Origin of the sequence: Methylocella sp. CPCC 101449 (assembly GCF_031921685.1) — a bacterium.
In the GTDB taxonomy this organism is placed as follows: Bacteria; Pseudomonadota; Alphaproteobacteria; order Rhizobiales; family Beijerinckiaceae; genus Terripilifer.
In genome coordinates, this window is the sequence record NZ_JAPDHU010000004.1 from 477,706 (window position 1) to 498,930 (window position 21,225).

General features: G+C 62.9%; 14 protein-coding genes. 6 read left to right on the forward strand and 8 right to left on the reverse strand.

What is annotated here, in order from left to right:
- Positions 1–87: 87 nt before the first annotated feature.
- Together OIM99_RS26925 and OIM99_RS26930 are read right to left on the reverse strand one after the other, a co-directional pair.
- Positions 88–1,800: a glycosyltransferase gene (locus OIM99_RS26925; protein WP_311853609.1), complete on the reverse strand. Its 1,713-nt coding sequence runs from the start codon at positions 1,798–1,800 to the stop codon at positions 88–90.
- A gap of 49 nt (positions 1,801–1,849) precedes the next feature.
- Positions 1,850–2,470 carry a CDP-alcohol phosphatidyltransferase family protein gene (locus OIM99_RS26930; protein WP_311853610.1) on the reverse strand — a complete coding sequence of 207 codons (621 nt, stop codon included), beginning with the start codon at positions 2,468–2,470 and terminating at the stop codon, positions 1,850–1,852.
- 306 nt (positions 2,471–2,776) lie between these two features.
- Here OIM99_RS26930 and OIM99_RS26935 point away from each other — a divergent pair, with 306 nt between their 5' ends.
- Positions 2,777–3,601: a hypothetical protein gene (locus OIM99_RS26935; RefSeq protein ID WP_311853611.1), complete on the forward strand. Its 825-nt coding sequence runs from the start codon at positions 2,777–2,779 to the stop codon at positions 3,599–3,601.
- A gap of 3 nt (positions 3,602–3,604) precedes the next feature.
- Here OIM99_RS26935 and mdoH read toward each other — a convergent pair whose 3' ends face one another.
- Complete coding sequence (gene mdoH, locus OIM99_RS26940; protein WP_409371572.1) at positions 3,605–5,809, reverse strand: glucans biosynthesis glucosyltransferase MdoH; 2,205 nt, start codon at positions 5,807–5,809, stop codon at positions 3,605–3,607.
- Positions 5,797–7,359 carry a glucan biosynthesis protein gene (locus tag OIM99_RS26945; protein WP_311853612.1) on the reverse strand — a complete coding sequence of 521 codons (1,563 nt, stop codon included), beginning with the start codon at positions 7,357–7,359 and terminating at the stop codon, positions 5,797–5,799. The genes mdoH and OIM99_RS26945 overlap by 13 nt, the downstream gene beginning before the upstream one ends.
- A gap of 185 nt (positions 7,360–7,544) precedes the next feature.
- On the opposite strand from OIM99_RS26945, the gene glmU reads away from it, so the two are divergent.
- Together glmU and glmS are read left to right on the forward strand one after the other, a co-directional pair.
- The gene (gene glmU / locus OIM99_RS26950) at positions 7,545–8,912 is read left to right on the forward strand and encodes a bifunctional UDP-N-acetylglucosamine diphosphorylase/glucosamine-1-phosphate N-acetyltransferase GlmU (RefSeq protein WP_311853613.1); all 1,368 of its coding nucleotides are present in this window, start codon (positions 7,545–7,547) and stop codon (positions 8,910–8,912) included.
- A 106-nt stretch (positions 8,913–9,018) separates the two neighbouring features.
- Positions 9,019–10,845, forward strand: a complete 1,827-nt coding sequence (gene glmS, locus OIM99_RS26955; protein ID WP_311853614.1) for a glutamine--fructose-6-phosphate transaminase (isomerizing) — start codon at positions 9,019–9,021, stop codon at positions 10,843–10,845.
- Positions 10,846–10,887: 42 nt separating this feature from the next.
- Here the strand turns inward: glmS and OIM99_RS26960 are convergent, their stop codons facing one another.
- Together OIM99_RS26960 and OIM99_RS26965 are read right to left on the reverse strand one after the other, a co-directional pair.
- Positions 10,888–11,463, reverse strand: coding sequence for a hypothetical protein (locus OIM99_RS26960; RefSeq protein WP_311853615.1), 576 nt, complete (start codon positions 11,461–11,463; stop codon positions 10,888–10,890).
- A 26-nt stretch (positions 11,464–11,489) separates the two neighbouring features.
- Positions 11,490–13,301 (reverse strand): SbmA/BacA-like family transporter, encoded by a 1,812-nt coding sequence (locus OIM99_RS26965; protein WP_311853616.1) that lies wholly within the window; start codon positions 13,299–13,301, stop codon positions 11,490–11,492.
- Between the two features lie 211 nt (positions 13,302–13,512).
- Between OIM99_RS26965 and OIM99_RS26970 the strand changes: the two genes are divergently transcribed.
- Entirely contained in the window at positions 13,513–14,274 is a 762-nt protein-coding gene (locus OIM99_RS26970; protein WP_311853617.1) for a DUF502 domain-containing protein, read from the forward strand.
- Here OIM99_RS26970 and OIM99_RS26975 read toward each other — a convergent pair.
- Together OIM99_RS26975 and recG are read right to left on the reverse strand one after the other, a co-directional pair.
- Positions 14,271–14,954, reverse strand: coding sequence for a cysteine hydrolase (locus OIM99_RS26975; protein ID WP_311853618.1), 684 nt, complete (start codon positions 14,952–14,954; stop codon positions 14,271–14,273). The genes OIM99_RS26970 and OIM99_RS26975 overlap by 4 nt on opposite strands.
- A 73-nt stretch (positions 14,955–15,027) precedes the next feature.
- A complete protein-coding gene (gene recG, locus OIM99_RS26980; protein ID WP_311853619.1) occupies positions 15,028–17,130 on the reverse strand; it encodes an ATP-dependent DNA helicase RecG in 2,103 nt (700 codons plus the stop codon).
- 188 nt (positions 17,131–17,318) lie between these two features.
- Between recG and OIM99_RS26985 the strand changes: the two genes are divergently transcribed.
- A complete protein-coding gene (locus OIM99_RS26985) occupies positions 17,319–17,615 on the forward strand; it encodes a succinate dehydrogenase assembly factor 2 (protein WP_311853620.1) in 297 nt (98 codons plus the stop codon).
- A gap of 33 nt (positions 17,616–17,648) precedes the next feature.
- Entirely contained in the window at positions 17,649–21,191 is a 3,543-nt protein-coding gene (gene mfd / locus OIM99_RS26990) for a transcription-repair coupling factor (protein WP_311853621.1), read from the forward strand.
- Positions 21,192–21,225: the final 34 nt, after the last annotated feature.

Sequence of the window (21,225 nt, forward strand, 5' to 3'; positions counted from 1 at the left end):
CGACCGGCCTGGGCCGGTCGCCTGTTCCAACGAAAGTAAAACGGCCGGCTTTCGCCGGCCGTTTTATTTTGTGAATGGATTGGGCGGCTAGCTGAAGGCGCGTGAACGCACGTCGGGCGTCTTGCTGGGGATTTTGCCGGGTGCCGCTTTACCCTTGTGGCGCAGATTGTCTGCCACCCGCGTCACGCCAGCCAGCAGGTCGTCTGTGACCATCGCCCAGCTGCGCACCTTGAAATTGCGGCGGACCATCTTGGTCCATTCCGCCAGATCGACACGATCCATGATGGCGCGCTCGATGGTGGTCTGCGCCGATTTGGTGTCGAACGGATCGATATAGCGCGCCAGCGCACCGCCGACTTCCGGCATCGAACTCTGTTTCGAGGTGATGCAGGGCTTGCCATAGGCCAGGCTTTCGCTCACCGGCAGGCCCCAACCCTCGACGAAGCTCGGAAACACGGTGAACAGGCAGTTGCGGTAGAGATGGGCGAGGCGGGCTTCCGAAATGCCGCCCATGACGACGATCTTGCCACCGACGAAGCCCGAATTTTCCAGCGCCCGGCGAAACGGTTTGATCTTCCAGCCCCATTTGCCGACGAGCACGAGGGTTGGAACCTTGCCGTTGTACTTGCGGTTGAGCGCCGTCCACACGTCGAGCAGCAGCATGTGATTCTTGCGAATCTCCAGGGTGCCGACGCTGAGCACATATTCCTTCGGCAATTTGGCGATGAATTCCGCATCCGCATCCGCCACGGCATGCGGCAGTTCCTGCGCCAACGGCACAGAAACCACCGGGACGGAGCGGTTCAATTTGCTCGACATCGCTTTTTTCAATTCGCTCGCCACGTAGCCCGAGGTCGCGCAAGCGAAGTCGATGATCGACATGACGCGATGGAACTGCACGCGATAGGCGATGGAATGAACGAAGACGAAATAGTCGGGATGGGTGAGTGGAATGACGTCGTGGACGAACACGCCGACCTTGACGCCCTGCGCCTTCAATTCGGCGATCGTCTTGGCGTAGGAGGTGAAGATCCAGAATACGCCGAGGGTCAGGAAAACGTCGCCGGGCTTCAGGCTGGTCTCGGGCGACTTTTCGGTGATCGCATGCAGCAGCTCGTTGAGCTTGCTGCGGGAAATTTTCGGATGGTTGATCTCGTCGATGAGATCGGAGAGCAGATCGAGCGGCACTGCATGGGCCGAGCCGATCTTGCGGCCGCAGAAGCCCATCTGCACGCCTTCGGCCATATGCGACTGCAACACCGAGACGATGATGCCGACCTGAACCCGCTGAATGCCCGTCAGGTTGAGATTGCGGCGCAGGAATCGCAGCACGTCGGAAATGTCGAGGAAGATCGTGTGCTCGCCATTGTCGCTCAGCGCCGCGCGCAGACTGTCGATGCTGTGGGCGACGCGCAGGCGTTCATCAGTGCTCAGTTCGATGCGTGGTTTCAGCGTCCTGGCCGTACGCCATTGATAGAGCGCACCGAGCCGGCGGCCATCGCGATCGAGCGCGCGCCCCAATTGCAGGCGGGCGCGGGCATCACTGGGGCGTAAGGCCACCGCCTTGCGCAGCATCTCCTGCGCACGCACGGGCTCGTCCAGATTGAGCCAGCATTCGCCGAGGCCCAGCCAGTTCTTGAAATTGTCGCCGTCCTTCTGGACGAGCTGTTCGAACGATTTCTTGGCCGCCGCCCATTTGCCGTTGGCGTGCGAGACCGTGGCCTCGCGACGCAACTGGGAGAGATCGTCAGTCCAGGAAACAGGCGCCTGCGGTTTGGCGACGGGCGAAACAGCCTTCATGGTGCAACCTTGGACAATGGCCGATCAGGCCAGTGTTGTGGGGTGAACGCTACTCTCCCGGTGCGGGCACCGGTGGTTGGTCCTCGTTGGCGATCTGCTTGGCCGTGCTGATGGCGCCCACGAAGACCGACACCACGCCAATAACAAACAGAAGTAAAGCTCCCATGTCGAAAATCGACAGGGGGCCGATCATCGGCACCTGATATTGTTTCGGGCCGACCGTATAGGCCACCACATGCATGCCGAGCATCAGGATGCGCAGTTCCGTGGGGCCGAAGCCGGCATAGGAAATCTGCATCACCCGCGTCGCCTGCATGCGGATGTAAGTGTAGACGGAAACCATCAGATAGGCGATCAGCACCAGGCAGGCGACGTCGAAACGCATGTAGATCGACAGGCCCAGGCCGAAAGAAACGACCATCTGCGAGAAGATATCGGACGTATGGTCGACGAAGAAACCGTAGCGCGGCCGTTCGATCCCGCGATAGCGCGCCAGATTGCCGTCGAGAGAGTCGCCGACCCAGTTGATGAACAGACCGAGGCTGGCGCCAATCAGAAACAATGGCGAAAAGACGGTGGCGGCATAACAGGCCCCGGTGAAGGCCGCGCCAGCGACGCCGAGCGCCGTCAGGTGATCGGGCATGATCCAGGCGGGCGTTCGCGCAGCCATTGCCTGCAACAGAGGCTTTTCCCAGCGACCCACGGCGCTATCGTGAATTCGGTTATAGCTCCGTGAGGCGGGGCCGGTTTTGTCAGTCATAAAGAATCGAGCCTTGTCCCGGTCGCCTATCGCACCCTGGGTTACGCGGCTTTCTAAATGCTTTCCCTCGCGATGGGAAACGCAAACCGACACTTTGCCGCTGCCTGTTAAATTGGCATGATTTGCCCTGAATCTACAGGAGAAAATGGCGGTTTAGCCTTCATTAAGCCTAACGAATGATGATCGCCTGTGAACGGTGATCACGAGTAGGCGGTCATGAGCGGTGTACTGGACGACGATTTGATGCGGATTTTCGCCTCGGAAGGCGCCGCACGGGGCCAGAAAGGCCCATTTAAGGCCAAGCTTCTACGGATGGACGGTGCGCCAGGCGCCGAGATCCCACCTTATGCCTTGGCGCAGCCCCCCGCGGCACGGTCGTGGTTGTGGCTATCCCTGCAGGTGGTGACGATCGCGGTGGCGGCTGCCGCTGGCTGGTATTCCGCCGGCGGCCGCGCCCAGGTTCCCGCCCATATCGCCACCGAGGCCGATGTGTCCCAATTGGGTTCCCGCCTGGCCGTGTTCGAACAGGAAGCGCGCGAACGCGAGGCGACCTTGCGCCAGCAGCACGCGACGGATCTGGCCGCGGTGCGCAAACTGGTCGAAGGGGTCGGCAAGGACATGGAGGCCTTGCGGAACGGCCAGCGCCTCGTCCAGGCCCAGCGCGACGAAACCAATCTGAAGCTGACCCAGCTCACCGAGCGGCTCGAAAAGCTCGAGGCCGCTCAGATGACGACTGGCACCATCCCGAATACAGCACCTCAGGCGCAGGCGCCGAGCGCGCCGCAGGCCGCGCGATCGGTGACCGCTAAGGCCATCCCGCCGGCTCCAGCGCCGCGGTCACGACCGAGCCCGCCACCGGGCGGCTATGTGTTGGGGGAGGTGCGCGAAGGCAGCGCCGTGGTTCACGGCCATCGCGGTCCTGTCGATGTGGCACCAGGCACTTTTTTGCCTGGAGCAGGGCGCGTACAGGCAATCCTGCGGCGTAACGGCCAGTGGGTGGTCACCACCACCAATGGCGAGATCGACGCTGAAGGCTACTGAAGTCTAGCTGCCAGTTTGCGCCGGAGCGGTTTCATCAGGCCGTAGCCGGCTCAGCAGGTTCAACAGCGAGCGATCGTGCAGCACGATCATGCGCTCACGCGGCTTCAGCCAATCCGCTGCTTCCGTGATCGTCTCCGCGTCGTTGAGCTTGGCTTCGGCAACCGCGCGATGCGGATCAATCACGCCGCGTTTATGACGATCGAGGCTCGGAAGCATCGATTCATGCAGGGCGCGGAACTTGCTGTCACCGTGCACGGCTTTGATGGAATCGACTTCGACCGTCTCATCGGGCGTGAGTTCCGCCGTCAGTTCACCGGCGCGCGTGGCGACCCGAGGCGGCGTTGTTTCTTCCGGCGTCACCAGAATGCCGAGGCGGCGCAAGGCCAGGCCGATCCACAGCTGGCCGCTGGCCCAGGAGATGAAGATCGCCAGGATCAAGCCGGCGATCGTCGGCGACATCCAGGCGACGAGCGAGGGGGAAATCAGATAACCGGCGATCAAAGTCAGAAAGCCCAGCGCCACATGGGAGCGGTGTCGCCGCACGATATGCAGAAACGGGATCGAGCCGTCGTCACGACGCTGCGGCTGCCAGCCGGTGTCGCGGCCTGACACGATCTGCAGGACCGCGCCCGTCTGGATGACCATCATGATCGGCGCGATCAGCGCCGAGAAAATCAGCTCGATGAAGAAAGAAGCGGTAAGACCGATCACGCCACCCGTTACACGTCGCGTCGGCGCGCGGAAAAGCGCGTAGAGCAGCCCCATGAATTTCGGCGCCAACAGCACCGCCATGGTCACGCCGAACAGCTTCAAGGCGCGTTCGTAGTCGAACACCGGCCAATCCGGGAACATGGCGAATTCATGGGTGAAATATTCGGGGCGGATGAAGCTTGCTTGCAGAACGAGCGCGATACCGACGAGCAGTTGTGCCATCCAGACCGGCGAGGACAGATAGCCCATGATGCCGGTGGCGAAATGTTGCCGGCTGGAGAGCTTGAGCTTCTTGGTCAAAAGCAGGCGGCTGTGCTGCAGATTGCCCTGGGCCCAGCGCCGGTCGCGTGCGGCGATGTCGATCAGCGACGGCGGGCTTTCTTCATAGCTGCCGCCGAGCGCCGGCAGCATGTAGACGGCATAGCCGGCGCGCACCAGCAGAGCCGCCTCGACGAAGTCGTGGCTCAGGATGTGGCCGCCGAAGGGCGGCTTGCCGCGCAGATTGGGCAGGCCGCAGCTGGCGGCGAAGGCCTTGGTGCGGATGATGGCGTTGTGGCCCCAGTAATTGCCCTTGCGGCCGGACCATAGCGCGAGACCTGCGGCGATGATCGGGCCGTAGATGCGGGCGGCGAACTGCTGCAACCGTGCCAAAAACGTGTTGCGGTTCATGATCAGCGGCAGCGTCTGGATGATGCCGGCATCGGGGTCGGCTTCCATGGCCGCCGCCAGAGCGACGATCGTCGAACCGGACATCAGGCTGTCGGCATCGAGCACGACCATATGTTCGTAATGGCCGCCCCAGCGGGTGACGAAGTCGGCGATATTGCCGGCTTTGCGCGCCGTATTGTTCTGCCGGTGCCGATAATAAACGTTGGCGCTCGTGCCGATCCGCGCGCGTAGCGCCTCGAAGGCCCGCTCCTCGGCGATCCACACATCGGGGTTGGTCGTATCGGACAGGAAGAACCAGTCGAAATGATCGCCGCGGCCGGTGCGCTGCACATCCTCGATCATCGCCTGCAAGGCGCCGAAAACGCGCTCCGGCGCTTCGTTGTAGATCGGCATGACGACGGCGGTGCGGGTCGACAGCGTGGGCGCGACGCCCGGCTTGTTGCGGCTATGCAGGAACAGCCAGATGAAGCCGCCGATCGCGCTCGTGAATGAGAGCGAGATCCAGGAAAAGTTGATGGTGAACAGCACCAGCAACGCCCATTTCAATGCGGTGATCGAGCCGACATTGACGACGCCGTACATTTCGTTGGCGCCATAGGCGGTGAGCGCCAGGCCGCCGCCGAACACCAACAAACGTGCCGCCCACGTGCTCCAGTCCTCGCCCTGCCGGGCCGGCTTGTGCGCGGTAGTTGAATCGAAGGTTGCCAGCGACTGTTGCGGCATGGCGAGGGGGGCTTCGGCCGGCATCGCCGGTTGCAAACGGGGATCTTGCACGCTGCTGCTGACTTGGTCCGTGGTCGTGGAAAGAGATTCGGTCACGGCGTCCATCTGAATAACCAGGTTTCGCTGACAGGCTTGCCGTTGGACTCAAGCAGCAGCCGCAGTTCGCACGATTGTTCGCTGCCGGCATCTACGTCGATGGTGACACGCGACGCTTTTTCATCGCGGGCGAGAACTTGGCGAACGGCGACGATTGAGCCGGTGGCGGCGGTGGCCTGCGGTGTCACGTTCGGCGAGGCTTTTTCGTCGCCGAGGATATCGCCAGTGAACTCGATTTGGAACCGCCGCCGGCGTGCATTGGCCGGAGTTCCCGGCGAACGGCCGGAGCGGGAACGTGCCGCAATGGCAAAGGGCGGCCGTTCGGGCGGCGTCCAGCACCAATATTGGCGGTAGGCGAACGAGGGTTCAGCGCCGGGCGCCAGGCTGTTACGGGAGCGCCAATAGGCGACAATGTTCTGATTGGTCTGCGCTTCCGCCGGAATCTCCAGCAGGGTGACGAAGCCCGGTCCCCAGTCGCCGATCGGCTCGATCCACAGGGAAGGACGCCGTTCCCAATGCTGGTCGTCATCCATGAAGGCGTCGAAATCGCGGTCGCGCTGCAACAGGCCGAACCCGCGCGGGTTTTCATCGACGAAGGCCGAAACCTGCAGCGTCTGCCGGTTGGACGCCGGCCGCCAGATCCATTCGCCCTTGCCCGAGAGCATCGACAGGCCGGAAATATCGTAGACGCCTGGACGCACATCGTCGCCGCGACGTCGGTCGATCGGCCCGTAAAGATAGGTTCCCTGCATCGTCGCCAGGCCATAGTGATCGACCGCGGCGCGCGGAAAGAGCGTGCATTCCGTGTCGATGATCGTCATCTCGCCCGGCCGGATCGTGAAGCGGTAGGCGCCGACGATGCTGTCTGAATCGAGGATGGCGTGAACGGTGATCAGATTGGCGGCCAGCACGGGCCGTTCGATCCAGGTCGCGACGAAATTGGGAAATTCCTCGGCCTTGGTTTCGGAGGTGCGGATCGAAAGGCCGCGCGCCGCGACGCCGGGAATCTGGCCACGGGCGATCGTCTGATAGAAGCCGGCGCTATAGAAAATCGCGGCCTCACGCGTGCCGTCGCTGCCGGTCTGGAGAATACGGAAACCGGCGAAGCCGAGATCGCGTTTCTCCGTCGGCGCCGTGTTCTTGCCAAAGGTGAAGTCCGACGGATCGTAATTGACGCGGACCGAATTGCCGTTTTCGACGACGAAGATTTGCATCGGCGCGGTGAAAATGAAGCCGCGGTGCAGGGGCTCAATGGCATAGCCGGTCTGGGCATTGGCCCAGATGTTGGAATCGGGCAGGCGCCGGATCTGGGCATATTGTTCGTAAGTGAGGTTCTGCAGGTTTTCCGGCAGCTCGATCGGCGTGCGCCGCATCGGCTGTTTCGACATCGCCCGCGCCAGGTCGATGACCTTGGCGGGATCGAACGGCCCGGTAGCGAGCAGCGCGGCGGCGGCTTCAACCCCGTTCTGGGTCTGGGCGGTGGCGGAAGCGGGAAGAAGCGCATGGGCGGGGAGGGCGGCCCCGGCGGCCAGTTTTAGAAAATCCCTACGCCGATACATGAATGCACTTCTATCCTAGTCGTCTGGCGATCCTGCACGCCTTGATCTCCATATATCAAATCGCTACGTCAATGCGACGACTTTTGACCGGCGAACCCTCGAATTAGGGTTCCCGCTGGGCTGGACGCGGTTCCCGCGGTAAATCTGCCCAGAATCTGTCGAGAATGTGTGGAGACGTGCCGCCGATGGCAACCGCCAGCGCCCAACGAACCTGCCTGTCCGTCGTTCTGGCGGCGGGTGAGGGAACCCGGATGAAGTCGGATCTACCGAAGGTCCTGCATCGGCTTGCCGGGCGGTCCATGCTGGGGCATGCGATCTCAGCCGTTCACCGCGCCGAGCCGGGCAATGCCCTGGCGGTGGTGATTGGGCCTGGTCGTGACGACGTGGCGGCCGAAGTGCGCCGCTCCGTCGAGGGCGCGGAGAGCTTCACCCAGAGCGAGCGGCGCGGCACGGCCCACGCGGTTTTGGCCGCGCGGCCGGCCCTGGAGCGCGGTTTCGACGATCTCATCGTCATGTTCGCCGATACGCCGCTGGTGCGGGCCGAGACCATCGACCGGATGCGGGCAGCGCTTGCCGAGGGTGCCGCCGTGGCCGTCATGGGGTTCGAGGCGCAGGACCCGAACGGCTACGGTCGGCTGATCGTCGAGAACGGCGAACTGGTCGCCATTCGCGAACAGAAAGATGCCAGCGAAGCGGAGCTCGCGGTCCGTCTGGCCAATGGCGGCATCATGGCACTCGACGGTCGCAAGGCCCTGGGCCTTCTCGACGCGATCGGCTGCAACAACGCGCAGAACGAATATTACTTGACCGACGCCGTGGCCGTGGCCCGTGCGCAAGGCCTGCACTGCGCCGTGGTGATGGCGGCTGCCGATGAAGTCATGGGCGTCAACGATCGCGTTCAGCTCGCGGCCGCCGAAGCCGTGATGCAGGATCGGCTGCGTGAAGCCGCCATGCGCGCTGGTGCGACCTTGGTGGCGCCACAGACCGTTTTCTTTTCTAGCGATACGCGTCTGGGCAAGGATGTGTTGGTTGAGCCGAATGTCTGGTTTGGCCCCGGCGTCTCCATCGCCGATGGCGTCGTCGTTCACGCCTTCTCTCATCTGGAAGGCGCGCAGATCGCAAGTGGCGTTCACGTCGGTCCATTTGCGCGACTGCGGCCTGGCACGAAATTGGGTGCCGATGCCAAGGTCGGCAATTTCGTCGAGGTGAAGGCCGCTGATGTCGGGCCTGGCGCCAAGATCAGTCACCTCAGCTATATCGGCGACGCCAAGGTCGGCGCCGAAGCCAACATTGGCGCGGGCACGATCACCTGCAATTACGATGGCTTCGACAAGGCGCTCACGGAGATCGGCGCCGGTGCTTTCATCGGCTCGAATTCGGCTTTGGTCGCACCCGTTAAAATCGGTGACGGGGCCTATGTCGGGTCGGGTTCGGTGATTACCGATGAGGTCGAGCCCGACGCTCTGGCTGTGGCCCGGGGCCGGCAGGCGGTGAAGCCCGGCTGGGCGGCGAAATTCCGGGCTGCGCGGGTCGGGCGGCCGAAAAAGCGTTAATTTCAACGTCATTCGACCGGCTCAGGCAATAAATGGTCACGTAATGTGACTTCGGCGCGGCCCGTTCCCTGCTTATTCAAGCACGGGCTTCAGAGGATCAGTCTCGATGTGCGGCATTGTGGGTATTATTGGCACAACTCCCGTCGCCGGGCAGATTGTCGAGGCGCTCAAGCGTCTCGAATATCGCGGTTACGATTCCGCTGGCATTGCCACCCTGGAAGGCGGTCAGCTTGAGCGTCGGCGTGCCGAAGGTAAATTGCGCAATCTGGAAACGCGTCTGGGCGAACAGCCGCTCAAGGGCGTGATCGGCATCGGTCACACCCGCTGGGCCACCCATGGCCGCCCCACCGAAAACAACGCCCATCCCCATGCCACTTCGAAAGTGGCGGTCGTGCATAACGGTATCATCGAAAACTTTCGTGAGCTGCGCGATGAGCTGGCTGCCCGTGGTCATGTCTTCGCCACCGAAACCGATACGGAAGTGGTGGCCCATCTCGTCACCGACGAAATGAACAAAGGCAAGTCGCCACGCGAGGCGGTGGCGGCGGCCTTGCCGCGTCTGCGGGGCGCCTTCGCGCTGGCTTTTCTCTTCAATGGCGAGAACGACATCCTGATCGGCGCCCGCCAAGGTGCGCCGCTGGCCGTTGGCTATGGCGACGGCGAAATGTTCCTGGGCTCGGACGCCCTGGCGCTCGCGCCGTTCACCGACACGATCACCTATCTGGAAGATGGCGACTGGGCGGTGCTGACCCGCTCGGGCGCGGAATTCTTCGATGCCGAAAATCGTCCGGTGCAGCGGGCACGGCAGAAGAGCCAAGCTTCGGCCTTCCTGATCGATAAGGGCAACCATCGCCACTTCATGGCGAAGGAAATTCACGAGCAGCCGGAAGTGGTCGGTCGGACGCTCGCCCATTATCTCGATATGTCGGCTGGCCGCGTGCGTCTGCCGTTTGAATTGCCTTTCGATCCGGCGAACCTGTCGCGCATCACCATCACCGCTTGCGGCACGGCCTATTACGCCGGGCTTACCGCGAAATACTGGTTCGAGAAATTCGCCCGCATTCCCGTCGAGATCGATGTCGCTTCGGAATTCCGCTATCGCGACGCGCCGATGCAAGAGGGCGGTCTCATGATCGTTGTCTCGCAATCGGGCGAGACGGCCGATACGCTGGCGTCGCTACGCTATGCCCGCGCCAACGGCCAGCATGTTCTCTCGGTGGTCAACGTCCCTACTTCGACCATCGCGCGTGAGAGTGATGTCGCCGCTCTGACCTTGGCTGGCCCTGAGATTGGCGTTGCCTCGACCAAAGCGTTCACCTGCCAGTTGTCGGTCCTTGCCTGTCTGGCGCTGGCTTTTGGCCGGGCGCGCGGCACCTTGCCCGAAGGGCTTGAGCAAAGGCTGGTCGCCGATCTCATCAACGTGCCGGGCTTGATGGCGGAGGCGATCAAACGCGAGGTCAAGCTGGAACAGCTCGCCGGCTCCTTGTCGAAGGCCAAGGACGTTCTCTATCTCGGCCGCGGCACCAGCTTCCCGCTGGCGCTCGAAGGCGCGCTCAAACTCAAGGAAATTTCCTACATTCATGCGGAAGGCTATGCAGCGGGCGAGTTGAAGCATGGTCCGATCGCTTTGATCGACGAGGACATGCCGGTCATCGTCATCGCGCCGCATGACACGGTCTATGAAAAGACCGTTTCCAACATGCAGGAAGTCGCCGCGCGCGGCGGCCGCATCGTTCTGATCGCCGATCAGCGTGCCGCCGAGGAGGCGGCCATCGTTTTCGAGGCGGTGGTGCCGATGCAGGCCATGCCGAGCGAATTCGCGCCCATCGTCTATGCGGTGCCTGTGCAGATGCTCGCCTATCATACGGCGGTCTTCATGGGCAAAGACGTCGACCAGCCCCGCAATCTGGCCAAGAGCGTTACCGTCGAATAGCTGTTTGCACCAACGACGCGAACGTCGTTGGTGCTTCAGCCGTTATTTCTTCCGATAGACGAGCAAGGTCTCGTACATGCCGACCTTCTCGACCGGACTTTCCTTTTCCCATTCGGCGACGATGCGCAGGGCCGCGTCGTAGGCGAAAGAGCCGCTGTAGAACAGGAGATAGCCGCCGGATTTGGTCTTCTGCGTGAACATGTCGAGGACCTGGCGATCGGTCAGCGCGCCATAGGCGTCGTTCTTTTCGGTGCGGAACTCGCAGAGGTGGAACAGGGTCACGACCTCGAATTGCGGCAGCAGCCGCGCGTCGAGCTGGTAGATATCGCCGAAGAAAGTCTTGTAGGTCTTCTCGACATCTGGCCGCTCGATGGCGAGTTGCACGAAGGTCTCGTATTCCTGCGGCGAAGCGGTGATGCCCATCACGGCATTGTTGCTGCCGTTTTCGGCGGTGCGGATGCCGACGATGTGGTGGCCGCCGGTGCCGAAGTGGAAGATCGCCGCATTGGTGATCTTTTCCTTCTCCAGCCAATCGCAAAATTGGACGTCGCACGGGCATTCGTCCACCCGCAGATCCCAATAGGCGTCCCAGATATGCAGTTTCGCTTCACCCGCCATTCAAAACTCCCTTTGGCTTTTCGGGTTTAGATTTGTCTCGCACCGCTGCTGACCACGGATAGCACGGCCGTTTCGGCTGTCGTCTCGCGTAGCATCATGCCGGCACCTGAATTGCCGATGAACAAATGCCGCTCGAAGCGGCGGGCGACGCCGCCATGGCCGCCGGTGTTGATGATGGTCGTATGGGGGCAACACGCGATCAAAGTATCGATAATCTCGACCTGACCGGCTTCATCGAACACGGACAGTGTATCGTCGAGAATGATGATGTCGGGCTGCTGCAGAATGATGCGGGTGAAGGCGATGCGTTGGCGCTCGCTGGCAGAAAGCGCCTGATCCCAGCGCGCGCTCTCATCGAGCCGCAAACGCAGATATTCGATGCCGCAGCTTGCCAGTGCTGCATCGAGGGCTTCGACGCTGATGTCGTTGGCCATGGCAGGAAAAGCGACGGCCTCGCGCAACGGACCGGTGGGCAAAAATGGCGTGGCGGGCAGGAATTGCACCCGTGCATTTTCGGGCAGCAGAATGGCGCCGGCACCCCAGGGCCAGAGGCCGGCAATGGCGCGCAGCAGCACGCTCTTGCCTGATCCTGCCTCGCCGGACAGCAAGATTCGGGAGCCTGCCGGAAGGACCGCTTCAGCCTGTTCGATAACGACGCGACCGTTGCGATCGGTCAGCCGCACACCGGCGAGATGCAAAGCGCCATCGGCGCCGACACCGCGCGAAACCAGCGGCATGCCGTTGGCGGTGACGAGATCCTGATCGTCGAAGGCATCGGCGAGCTCCATCACGCGGCGGGCGGAGGCGAACCATTCGGCTATGGCGCGGTAATTGTCGACCAGCCAGGCGATGGCGATCTGTACCTGCGCGAAGGCGGAGGCAAGCTGCATCACCTCGCCAAGGCTCAGTTGGCCCGACAGATATTTGGGCGCGGCCAGCAGCAGTGGCACCACGGGAATGAGGGCGCTATTGGCGTTCATCACCCAGGTGACGTTGCCGTGCTGGCGCACAAGCTGCAGCCATTGCCGCACTAGCCCGCCATAGGTTGTGTCCAGCCGTGCCCGTGCGGCCTTCTCGCCGCCGGCCATGATGACGCCTTCGGCATTTTCGCGCAGCCGGATCATTTCGAAGCGAAAGCGCGCTTCGGCTTCATTCTTTGCTGCCGCGACGCCGGCGAGTTTCCGTCCGACGATCGGAATGAGGGTCGAAACGGTGACGCCATAGAGCAGGGCGCCGAGAACCATGAAGGCGGGGATGCGATAGCTTTCGCCCGCGATCGTGACATCGAGCGAACCGCCGACCGACCAGAGAATGCTGAAGAAAGCCGCCGCCGCGAGGATCGCCGTGAACAGGCCGATGGCGAAGTCGGTCAACGGCTCGGTCGCCATGCGCACGTCGTCGGAAATGCGATATTCCGGATTGGGCATGCGTGTGCCCGTCGCCAGTCGGTAGAAGCGCTGCCGGCGCATCCAGCGATCAAGCAGGCGCTTGGTGCACCATTCGCGCCAGCGCACCTGCAAGGTCTCGCGGGTGATGACGATGCCGACACCGACGGCGGCGACGCAGCCGATCAGGCCGACGAAGGCCATCACGGCCAGCAGAGCCGAAGTGCCGTCGCGATGTTCCAGCGCATCGAAGAACCAGCGGTGCCAGCGATTGGTGGTGATGTCGACGCCAAGCTTGAGCACGAGGCAAAGCCCCAGTGCGAGCGTCCAGATCCAGGCGGTGCGCGCGGTGGCACCACGCCAGAAGCCGCCGGAGAAACGGGTGAAGCGGAGAGCGGTAGCCCGGTCAAACCCGGGATTAGGGTTGGACTGTCCTTGGGCGGGATCGGACATCCATCAAACCTGTTGTAAAATCCGTTGCATGCGCCGTCCCGTTTCGGGCCCCCCTATGACAGTGATCCATACACTGTCGGCGGCGGGTTCGGCAAACCCCGGGCCGATCACGACACCTTGCCCATGTTTGCAGCTTGAACGTTGATCGGCGCCGGGGCATGGTCGCGCCGCGGTCCGGCGCGTAGACCCGATGGTCCGGAACCAAATTGTGATGCGGATGACCGAAGAAGCCTCGCCGTCGCCTATTTTGCCTGATTCTACAGTTTTTCCGCCGCCTTTGCCGCAACCGGTAGCGCGGACCGGCTTCGGCGCCCGGGTTCGCAACTGGTTCCTCACCGGCCTCATCATCGCCGGCCCCTTGGCGGTCACGGCCTGGATCGTCTGGTGGTTCGTCCGCACCATCGATGGCTGGGTGAAGCCTCTGGTTCCCCAGGCCTTCTGGCCCGACACCTATATGCCGGTCGAAGTTCCCGGTGTCGGCGTCATCATGGCTTTCGTCGGCCTGACCTTGCTCGGATTCCTCACCGCCAATCTCGCTGGCCGCACCTTGCTGCGCATGGGCGAGCACATTCTCGACCGTATGCCGGTCGTGCGTGGCATCTACAAAAGCGTGAAGCAGATTTTCGAAACCGTATTCTCGCAGTCGGGAACCGGGTTCCGCAAAGTGGGCCTGGTGCAGTTCCCGGCCAAGGGCATGTGGTCGGTGGTGTTCATCTCGACACCACCGTCTTCCTCAGTTGCCGACAAGCTGGCGCCGGAGACGGAATATATTTCGGTGTTTCTGCCCTGTACGCCCAACCCGACCACCGGCTTCTATTTCTATCTGCCGGTGAGCGAAGTGATCGAAGTGCCGATGACGCCTGACGAGGCGGCGAAGCTGATCATGTCCGCGGGTCTGATCCAGCCCGAAGGCCAGGCCAAGCTGGCGGCGCTGGCCGTCGAGGGCAAGACGTTGGAATCGCTGCCGGGTTAACTGGCGCGATCCATTGCTTCCAGTGCTTCCGGGCCGGTCATCACGTCGCCGAACTGCTGGATGATCGTTTCAAGCGTGGCGCGGTGTTCGTCGTCGGAAAGGGCTGCACAGCAGTCCGACAGCATGACCACTTTGAAGTCGAGCATCATCGCGTCGCGCGCTGTCGACTCGCAGCAGACATTGGTCTTCGTGCCGGCGATCAGCACGGTGTCGATGTCGAGATTGCGCAGGATCCGCTCCAGGTTGGAGGCGTTGGAGATCAGCGCGCTGTAGCGGTTCTTGAACACGGTGATATCGTCGTTGGAGCGGTCGAGGCCGCGCCATACCTGCTGATGGCCGGGCGACAGGCTTTCGATGGTCTTCTGGCGCACGGCGCCATCGACCACGTGATTGAAGAACAGCTCCCAATCGCTACGTTCGCCGAATTGCGAATTGGCATGCAGGACGAAGACCACCTTACCGCCGCGTTCGCGCAAGCCCTTCGCCACGAGGTTGATCGGCGGAACGATGTCGCGCGATGCGGCGACTTCCGCCGGGCTGCCGGGCGCGCAAAATGTGTCCTGCATGTCGATGACGATCAGCGCGGTGCGCTTCGCATGAAGCGTGTCGAACCAGCGCAGACGGCCGCGGCGCGCTACAACCCGGTCGATGATTTCTTGACGAATGGACACGTGATGCATGGGCTTGAACCTTGTTTTTGGCGCTGTCGCTTGACCCAAGCTTTAGCATTGGCGCTGCCGGCGCAGCAATGCGTCAACCCGCCTTCATCAGGCCGATGGCTTCGTCGCGACCGAACAGATAGAGCAGGACGCGCAAGGCTTCGCCGCGCGGTGAGGTCAGTTCCGGATCGCGTGCGATGATGAGCCGCGCATCGTCGCGTGCCGCTTGCAGGAGTTCGCCATGAACCTCCGGCTGCGCGAGACGAAATCCCGGCATGCCCGATTGGCGCGTGCCGAGCACTTCGCCTTCGCCGCGCAGCCGTAGATCCTCCTCGGCGATCAGAAAACCATCCTCGGTCTGGCGCATGATCTCGATACGCGCCTTGGCGGTTTCGCCGAGCGGCGTCCTGTAGAGCAGCAGGCAGGAGGATTTGGCGCTGCCGCGCCCGACACGGCCGCGCAATTGATGGAGCTGCGCCAGGCCGAAACGTTCCGCATGTTCGATCACCATGATACTGGCTTCTGGCACGTCGACGCCCACTTCCACCACCGTGGTTGACACCAGAACCTGCGTTTCGCCGCTCTGGAAGCGCGCCATGGCTTCGTCCTTTTCACGCGGCTTCATCTTGCCGTGGATGAGACCGACGCGATCGCCGAAAATCTGCTGCAGGGTTTCGAAACGATCCTGTGCCGCCGCCACGTCGAGCTGTTCGCTTTCTTCGACCAGCGGGCAGATCCAATAGATGCGTTGGCCGTTTGCCAGCGCCCGGTGCAGGCCGTTCACCACATCGTCGATGCGATCGAGCGGCAAGGCACGCGTGTCGATCGGCGAGCGGCCCGCCGGCTTCTCACGCAGGGTCGATGTATCCATGTCGCCGAAATAGGTGAGCACGAGCGTGCGCGGGATCGGCGTCGCCGTCATCACCAGCATGTCGACGGCCTCGCCCTTGCGGCCGATCGCCAGGCGCTGATGCACACCGAAACGATGCTGCTCGTCGATGACCACCAGCGCCAGATCGCGAAACACCACATTCTCGCTGAACAGGGCATGGGTGCCGATGGCGATATCGATCTCGCCGGCTTCCAGCGCTTTCAGCGTGCGGTTGCGTTCGGAGGCCTTGTCGCGGCCGGTGAGAATACCGAGCCGTAAACCGGCGGCTTCCGCCAGCGGCGTCAGCCGCTCGTAATGTTGGCGGGCGAGGATTTCCGTCGGCGCCATCATCGCCGCCTGCCGGCCGGCCTCGACCACGTGGGCCATGGAGAGCAGCGCGACCAAGGTCTTGCCGGCGCCGACATCGCCTTGCAGCAGCCGCAGCATGCCCTTGTCCGACGACAGATCGGCGCGGATTTCCTCGATGCTGCGCTCTTGGGATGGTGTCAGCGAGAAAGGCAGCGCCGCGATGATGCGCTTGGCAAGTCGTCCGTCTCCGACACTGGCGCGGCCACGTGTTTCGCGCATGCGCGAGCGCACCAGGCCGAGCGCCACCTGGCTCGCCAGCAGTTCGTCATAGGCAAGCCGCATGCGGGCCGGCGAGGTCGGCTCGATGGCTTGCGGATTTTGCGGGTGATGGACGCTGCGCAGTGCCGTATCGAAGGACGGAAACTTGCGCGCCTTCATCCATTCCGGATCGTTCCACTCGGGCAGCGGCGGCAAGAGGTTCAAGGCGCCTTCGACAGCCTTCTGCACATTGCGCTGGAACAGCCCTTCGGTCAGCCCGTAGACCGGCTCGACCGGCGGCAGCTTGGCAAGCCCCGCCGCATCGAGCACGCGGTCGGGATGGACCATCTGGAGATGGCCCTCCCAAAGTTCGAGCTTGCCCGACACCCAACGCGTTTCGCCGAGCGGCAGCATGCGCTCGATCCATTGGTGATTGGCAAGGAAGAAGACGAGTTCGACATCGCCGGTCTCGTCCTCGACGATGACGCGATAGGGCGCTTTCGAATGGCGCCCGCCGGGCGCCCGGTGCTCGGCCACGCGCACTTCGAGGGTGACGACGCTGCCGGGTTCCGCCTCGCGGATCTTCGGCCGCGCGCGCCGGTCGATCGTACTGTGAGGCAAATGAAACAGGAGATCGGCGATACGCGCCTCGCCCTGGTCGTCGGCCAGGAGGCGGTCGAACAATTTGCCCGTTTTCGGCCCGATGCCGCTCAGGGAGCGGACCGGCACGAACAGCGGATTGAGCAGGGCGGGGCGCATCCTCCGGGTGTAGCCGCGCCCTTGAGCGTCGACAAGTTGGCAGGAGTGTTGGCTTCCCCAGGCGATTAGGACTGACATCCACGCCCCGAGGCTTTATATGACGGCAGCCGACCCGCGGTCCGTTTTGGAACCGGCGGGTGCTTGCGTTTGCCGAACCGCTTGTTTTGCAAACTATTTGAGGAGTGATCATGCCGGAGACCCAGCGCAGCAGCGCCGATCTCGACCCGCGTCGCCGCCGGGTCCTCTTCCGTTGCTGGCATCGGGGCATGCGCGAGGTCGACATTCTCATGGGCAGCTTCGCCGATGCTCATATCGCCGATCTGGAAGAGACCGAACTCGACGATCTCGAAGCCCTGATGGAATTGCCCGACCGGGATATTTTCGCCTGGTTCGTCGGCGAGCGCCCGGTGCCGGCCAATCTCGACACCGCTCTCTTCCGCAAGATGAAAATCTTTCACACCCACGACCGGCCGATCCATTCGTGATCGCTGGTCTGCTCGCCGTCTGTTGGAACTGATATGTCCGTTGCCCCCACGATCGCCGGTTTGAACCGCGCCGTTGCCGCGCTTGCCGGCGGTAAATCCATCACCCTCACCAGCGTCCCCGACGGGTTCGATGCCTTCGTCGCCGCCGATCTGGCGCGTGCCTTGGCAGCGACGGCGGGCGATACGTCAGCGGTGCTGGTGCATGTGGCGCGCGACGGCCAGCGATCCAGGGCCTTCATGGAGGCTCTGGCCTTCGCCGCGCCGCAAATCGAAGTGCTGGAATTCCCGGCCTGGGATTGCCAGCCCTATGACCGGGTGTCGCCCAACGCAGCCATCGCTGCACGACGGATGACGGTTCTGTCGCGTCTCACCCGTACCCGCTCGTCGGACGAGCACCCGCGTGTCATCTGCACGACGATCAACGCCCTGTTGCAGCGCGTGCCGCCGCTGCGCTGGCTCGCCACACAGAGTTTTTCCGCTGCGCCGGGCAATGCGGTGCCTATGGACTCGTTGGTCAATTGGCTTGAGATCAACGGTTTCGTTCGCTCGTCCACGGTGCGCGATACGGGCGAATATGCGGTGCGTGGCGGCATTCTCGATATGTGGCCGCCGGGCCAGCCCCTGCCGGTGCGTCTCGATTTCTTTGGCGACACGCTGGAATCGATCCGCGCTTTCGATGCGGAAAGCCAGCGCACCACGGGCCAGCTGCGCGCCCTCGATCTGGTGCCGATGAGCGAGGTGCAGCTCACCACCGATACGATGCGGGCCTTCCGTCAGGCCTATGTCGCTGCCTTCGGCGCGGCGACTCGCGATGATACGCTTTATGAAGCGGTGAGCGAGGGCCGGCGCCATCCAGGCATCGAGCATTGGATGCCGCTCTTCTATGGCGAAACGAGCACTTTGCTCGACTATGTGCCGGACGCGCCGCTGATGCTCGATTCGCTGATCGAGGATGCCGCCGGAGAACGGCTGGGCGAGATCAAGGATTATTACGACGCGCGCAAGGCGCAGCACGATCTCAATCCGCAGGAATCGCTCTATAAGCCACTGCCGCCAGACGCGCTCTATATGACGCCGGAGGAATGGCGCAGCCGTTTGAACAAATCGGCAGTGGCCCATGTTTCGCCCTTCGCCAGTCCGGAAGGCGGCGCGACGAACAATATCGACTGCTTTGGTCACGCCGGCCGGAATTTCGCGCCCGAGCGCGCCAATGAGGCCGTCAACGTCTTTGAAATCGCGGTTGCTCACATTCGCGAACTGCAAGGGCAGGGCCGCCGCGTCATCGTCGCGGCTTGGTCGGACGGGACGCGTGAGCGTTTGTCCGGCGTTCTTGCGGAACATGGTTTGAAGGCGACCGAGGTTGTCGCCAGTCTCGGCCAAGCCATGGCTTTGCCGCCTGAACGCGTGGCACTGGCGGTGATCGGCCTCGAAGCCGGCTTCGAAGCCGGTGACATAGCCGTCGTCGGCGAACAGGATATTCTTGGCGATCGCCTCGTGCGCAACCGCCGCCGCACCAAACGCGCCCAGGACTTCCTTACCGAAGTCGCCGCTTTGACGCCCGGCGATCTGGTCGTCCACGTCGATCACGGCATCGCGCGCTTCCACGGCCTGCAGGTGATCGAAGCGGCCGGTGCGCCGCACGATTGCCTAGAGCTGCATTACGCCGGCGGCGACAAACTGTTCCTGCCGGTCGAAAACCTCGAACTGTTGTCGCGCTACGGCTCGGAAGGCACCGACGTTCAGCTTGATAAGCTCGGCGGCGTCGGCTGGCAGACGCGCAAGGCGCGGATGAAGAAACGCATCCGCGAGATCGCCCACGAGCTGATCCGCATCGCGGCGGCGCGGACGATGCAGGAAGCGCCGAAACTGGCACCGCCCGAAGGCGTCTACGACGAATTCTGTGCTCGCTTCCCTTATGACGAGACCGAGGATCAGCAGAACGCCATCGATGCGGTGCTGGAAGATTTGGCGCGCGGCCGGCCGATGGATCGACTCGTCTGCGGCGACGTCGGTTTTGGCAAGACGGAAGTGGCGCTGCGCGCCGCTTTCGCTTCGGCGATCAACGGCAAGCAGGTGGCGGTGGTCGTGCCGACGACCCTGTTGGCCCGTCAGCACTATCGCAATTTCAGCCAGCGCTTCGCCGGCCTGCCGGTCAAAGTGGCGCAATTGTCGCGCATGGTTTCCACCGCCGATCAGCGCACCGCCAAACAGGGCCTGGCCGACGGTACGGTTGAAATCATCGTCGGCACCCATGCGGTGCTGGGCAAGACCGTGTCGTTCAAGGATCTGGGTCTCGTCATCATCGATGAGGAGCAGCATTTCGGCGTCAATCACAAGGAACGGTTGAAGTCGATGCGCGCCGAAGTGCATGTGCTGACACTGTCTGCGACGCCGATTCCGCGCACCTTGCAGCTCGCGCTGACGGGCGTGCGCGAACTCTCGATCATTGCCTCGCCGCCGGTCGATCGCCTGGCGGTGCGCACCTTCGTCACGCCGTTCGACGAACTGATCGTGCGCGAGGCCCTGTTGCGCGAGCGCTATCGCGGCGGCCAGTCCTTCTACGTCTGTCCGCGCATCGAGGACCTCGACGAGGCGGCGGCCTTCCTGCGCCAGCACGTGCCAGAAGCCAAGTTCGTCATCGCCCATGGCCAGATGGCGGCGACCGATCTCGAAGAACGCATGTCGGCCTTCTATGACGGCAAATACGATATCCTGGTGTCGACGGCGATCGTCGAATCCGGCCTCGATATTCCCACCGCCAATACGCTGATCGTGCACCGCGCCGACATGTTCGGCCTGGCGCAGCTCTATCAGCTTCGCGGCCGTGTCGGTCGTTCCAAAACCCGCGCCTACGCGCTGTTCACCGTGCCGGCGCGCCGCACGATGACGGTGCAGGCGGAGCGGCGGCTCAAGGTGTTGCAGTCGCTCGACACGCTCGGCGCCGGCTTCCAGCTTGCCAGCCACGATCTCGACATTCGCGGCGCCGGCAATCTGCTCGGCGACGAACAGTCCGGCCATATCAAGGAAGTCGGTTACGAACTCTATCAGCAAATGCTCGAAGAGGCGGTCGTCGCGCTCAAGGCTGGCATCGAGGCGCCGGTGGAAGAAGCCTGGTCGCCGACCATCAGTATCGGCACGCCGGTCACCATTCCCGAGCACTATATCGCCGACCTCACCTTGCGTTTGGGCATCTATCGCCGCCTGACCGGGCTTGAAACCGAGGAGGAGATCGAGACCTTCGCCGCCGAAATGATCGATCGCTTCGGTCCGTTGCCGGAAGAGGTCGAGCAACTCATGAAGCTCATCTCGATCAAGACCCTGTGCCGGCGTGCTCATGTGGAAAAGGTCGACGCGGGCCCGAAGGGCGTCATCATTGCCTTCCGCGACAATTCCTTTTCCAACCCGCAGGGGCTGGTGCGCTATGTGGCGGAGCAGGGATCGGACGCGAAAGTGCGGCCCGACATGCGCATCGTCTTCATGCGCGACTTCGACAATGCCAGCGAGCGGCTTGAAGGCACACGGCTCATCATGCGCACCCTGGTGGCCATTGCGGAAAAGGGCAAAAAGGCCGCTTAACAGAATGCATCATTGCGGGCGAAACGGTCGTTCG